The organism is Streptomyces sp. NPDC104581, assembly GCF_055583685.1.
The window spans coordinates 1-1,167 of the sequence record NZ_JBVJNN010000098.1; the positions used below are offsets into that span (position 1 = coordinate 1).

General features: G+C 64.3%; 1 protein-coding gene. It reads left to right on the forward strand.

Annotated elements, in window-relative coordinates:
- Positions 1 to 43 precede the first annotated feature (43 nt).
- Positions 44 to 1,167, forward strand: a 1,124-nt coding sequence (locus ACZ61E_RS32565) for an amino acid adenylation domain-containing protein (protein WP_469704022.1), incomplete at its 3' end; no start/stop codon positions are given.

Consider the following 1,167-nt stretch of genomic DNA (forward strand, 5'->3'; position numbering starts at 1 on the left):
GGTGGTTGATCGGTCTGGTGGTGGGGGTGTGGCGGTTGTTGGTGTGGGTGGGTCGTTGTCGTATGGGGAGTTGGAGGAGCGGTCGAATCGTCTGGCGTGGGGTTTGCGGGGGTTGGGGATCGGTCGGGGTGATGTGGTGGGTGTGTTGTTGCCCCGGTCGGTGGATTTGATTGTGGCGTTGTTGGGTGTGTTGAAGTCGGGTGCGGGTTATGTGCCGATGGATCCGGGTTATCCGGCTGAGCGTGTGGAGTTCATGGTCGCGGACTCCGGTGTGTCGCTGGTGCTGGACTCCGTGGACGGCTTTCCCGATGGTGACCGGGTCGACCGCGTTCCCGTGACCGGGGATGCGAATGATGCGGCATACATCATCTATACGTCGGGTTCGACGGGTGTTCCGAAGGGTGTGGTGATTGAGCATCGGCAGGTGGTGTCGATGCTGGCGTGGGCGGGCCGGGTGTTCTCGGGTGAGGTGCTCGCCGGCACACTCGCGGCGACGTCTGTCTCGTTCGATCTCTCGGTGTTCGAGATTTTCGCGCCGTTGTCGGTGGGTGGGACGGTGTATGTCGTCCCGGACAGTGCGCTGGATCTGATCGCGCATCCGGAGCGGTATACGGATGTGACGCTGGTGAACACCGTTCCGTCGGTGGCGCGGGAGTTGCTGGCTGCGGATGCGGTTCCGCCGTTGGCTCGGACGGTGAATCTGGCGGGTGAGCCTCTGGCGCCGGCGTTGGTGCGGGAGTTGTACGCGCACCCGGTGATCGGTGAGGTCAACAATCTGTACGGGCCGAGTGAGGACACCACCTACTCGACCCATGCCATGACAGTGCCTGGTGATGTGCGTACCGCGATCGGCGGGCCGGTCGACGGAACCACCGCGCACGTTCTCGACGGAAATCTCCGCCCCGTTGTGCTGGGCGCGGTTGGTGAGCTGTATCTCGCCGGTGCCGGTGTCACCCGCGGCTATCACGCCCGTCCCGCCCTGACCGCCGAGCGGTATCTTCCCGATCCGTTCTCCGAGGTCGGTGGGCGGATGTATCGCACGGGGGACTTGGTGCGGTGGCGTCCGGACGGGCAGCTGGATTATCTCGGTCGTGCGGATGGTCAGGTGAAGGTGCGTGGTCACCGGGTCGAGCTCGGTGAGGTGGAGGAAGTCCTCCGTAAGCATGT